Genomic DNA, 2,794 nt, shown 5'->3' on the forward strand with positions numbered 1-2,794 from the left:
CCGCCGCAAGCGGGGGGCGAACGGCCAGCCGGCCGCCGCCGACCCGCCCGCCGTGGCCGCGGCCCCGCTGGCGGTCGCCGCCCCGCCCCCGCCGGAGCCGGAGGATGCGCCACCCCCGCGGCTGCGCTGGTGGCGAGCCCTGTTGCAGCGCTGATCGGGACCGGGCGGCGGGGTTGACCGGAGGCGATCGACCGGATCGGCCCCGGCGCGGCGAGCCGGCCCTGAGCCCCGCCGGCGCGACAGCGCACCATCGGGGAAGCGGTTCACATCCGGCGAGCCGGCCGGTGGCCCGGCCCGGACGGAGTCGGTGTCACCTCGGCCGCGCGAAGGGCGCCTCCGGAACGCGTCCGGAGAAGAGAAACGCGAAGAAGGCGCCCTTCTCCGGCAGCCCCAGCCGCCAGTAGCGCTCGGAGAGGGCGGCCGCCAGCTCGCGGTCTCCCGCCATCCCCCGGACCATCGCGTAGGTGTACCGCAGGTGGTCGTCGGCCTCCGCATCGCGACCCGCCCGCAACGCGAAGACGGCGAGGCGGGCCCGCGCCCATCGGTCGAACGGAAGCTTCTCGAAAACGCCGCGCGCGATCGCCAGCCGTTCGGCCGCCGGCGCTCCCCGCTCCGCGAGCAGGCGGTCGAGGATCGCCGGCGCCTCGAGCAGATAGGGGGAGGAAGCCAGCGCCCGGCGCAGCTCGCGCTCCGCGCGAGCGCGGGCCTCGGTGGGGTCGGGGGCCCGGGAGGGGACGACGTGACGCCCGACTCCGGCTGCGAGGGCGAGCGCCGCGCCGAGCCGCTCCCGGCGGACGGCCGCGCCGGGCGTGAGCTCGACCGCGAGCGCGGCGGCTTCGACCTGCGCCTCCCGCGGGAGCCGGCGGAGGAGCCGATCGAGCAGGCGGGCCTTCGCTTCGGCGACCGCTGCCTCTCGCCGCTCGGGAGGAACGCCGGCCGCGGCCGTGCCCAGCAGCGTCGTGAGCCGGTCCAGGGCCGCCTCGATCCAGGCTCGTGCCGGCGCCGGGGGCAGCGCCATCTCCCCCGCGAGCTGCATCGCCGCCCGGAATGCCGTCGATGCGAGCAGTGCATGATCGGGCCCCGGCAGGAGGGTGATGTGGCGCTCCTCGCGCAGGCCGCCGCGCTCGAAGCGGCGTTCGCTCAACCCCGGGAGATACCCGGGCGCCGTCACGATGTACCCCACGCGCAGCGCGGACGGCACCACCGCGAGCGGGAACCGGTCGCCGTCGCGGAGGTTGAAAACACCGTCCACCGCCGTGAGGATCCCCGATTCGTCCGTGACGCCCACGAACTCGATCGGCGCGTGCGGTGCGGAACGATCGTCGCGCCGCCAGGGGTTGCGCGCGTCGTCGATGTCGGGCCCGGTGGCGCGCACCTCCGCCATCCCCGAATCGATCCACCGCTCCTCGTTGGCCTCGACGAAGGACAGCGCCAGGGCGGCGGGGAACGGGTACGGGAGGTAGCGGTGTCTTCCGAAGAGCCGCGCGCCGGATTCGTCGTCGTTGACGGCGTAGAACGAGGGATCGTGGTAGCGGTAGATCCTCGCCCCCGCCACCGGCGCCCCCGTCGGGTCGTGCACCTCGATCCGCGTCACCACCGCCCGGCGGCGAAGCCAGCTCCGGCGCGGCCGGTCGTACCGCGCCCTGGGGCGGTGGAAGAGCCGTCCGAGCCACCGCGCGAAGGAGAACGGTCGCAGCGCGCGGCGAGCGCGGCCCTCCGCGACGCGCGGGTCGTCCGGCAAGCGCCCGTCCCGGGCCGCCAGATCGGGCCGCTCCACGCCATCGACCACGGGGGCGTAGCCGCGGAACTCCCCGTCGTAGACCGCGAGCGGACCCGGGGCCGCGGCCAGCGCGGCGATCGCGAGCAGGCTGCGCGCGGCGAGCCCCATCCTCCTCCTCCGCGTTACGAGTGACCTGCGGGCCTCAGCAGGCGGCGGCCCCAGGCCGCCAGCAGCGACGCGGCGGCGAGCAGGAGCGCCCCGGTCGCCTGGTGCGCGGTGGCGAAGAGAACCTCGTACCAGGGAGCGGGACCGCTGCGTCCCGCCTGGGTCACCACGAACGCGGCGAAGCCGAGAAGAACCTGGAGGCCGGTGAGCACGATCACGAGGAGTCCCAGTCGTCCGAGCGTGCGCTCGTCAGGATGCAGGCCCCAGGCGCGCGCTCCCGCCGTCAGCGCCACCGCCGCCACGATCATGGCCACCGCGACGTGCGCCAGCACGAAGCGTCCCTCGTGCCTCACGAAGGCCCCCAGCAGCAGCTGACCGGCCAGCAGGCCCACGAGCACGGCGCCGAGCCGGTGCTCGACCGAGGCCCGATGGGAGCGGCGGGGAGGGGCGCCGGCCTTCCAGCGCGGATGGGTCACCGCGGCGACGAGAACGGTCAGCGCGAAGAAAAGCTGGCCGGTGACGCCGTGCACGACCGCCAGCGCCAGGCTCGGCCGCAGCTCGGCAGCATTCGTGCTGAGCGTGAACCGCCCGGTGACCCGCAGCCCGCCGAGGATCCCCTGCAGGATCACGAGGCCCACCGCTCCGCCGATCAGGGCCCGCACGGCGGGGCGGCGGTCGGCACGCCCGACGACCAGCGCCAGGGCGAGGGTGCAAAGCCCGACGAGCGAGCCCAGGAGCCGGTGCGCGTGCTCGAAATAGATTCCACCCGTCATCCGCGAGAGCGGATAGAGGAACATGTTGTAGCCGTAAGTGTTGGGCCAGTCGGGGACGGCCAGACCCGCGTCGTGGCTGGTGACGAGACCCCCGGCGACGACCAGGAGGAAGGCCGCGGCGGCGGCCACCCAGGCC

General features: G+C 75.4%; 3 protein-coding genes. 1 reads left to right on the forward strand and 2 read right to left on the reverse strand.

Features of this window, described 5'->3' with window-relative positions:
• Positions 1-154: cytochrome P450 (locus tag D6718_12760; protein RMG43204.1), on the forward strand; the 154-nt coding region annotated here is incomplete at its 5' end.
• Between the two features lie 156 nt (positions 155-310).
• Here D6718_12760 and D6718_12765 read toward each other — a convergent pair.
• Complete coding sequence (locus D6718_12765) at positions 311-1,888, reverse strand: hypothetical protein (protein RMG43205.1); 1,578 nt, start codon at positions 1,886-1,888, stop codon at positions 311-313.
• Positions 1,889-1,902: 14 nt separating this feature from the next.
• A complete protein-coding gene (locus D6718_12770) occupies positions 1,903-2,787 on the reverse strand; it encodes a hypothetical protein (protein RMG43206.1) in 885 nt (294 codons plus the stop codon).
• Positions 2,788-2,794: the final 7 nt, after the last annotated feature.

This window comes from Acidobacteriota bacterium, assembly GCA_003696075.1.
Taxonomy (GTDB): Bacteria; Acidobacteriota; Polarisedimenticolia; order J045; family J045; genus J045.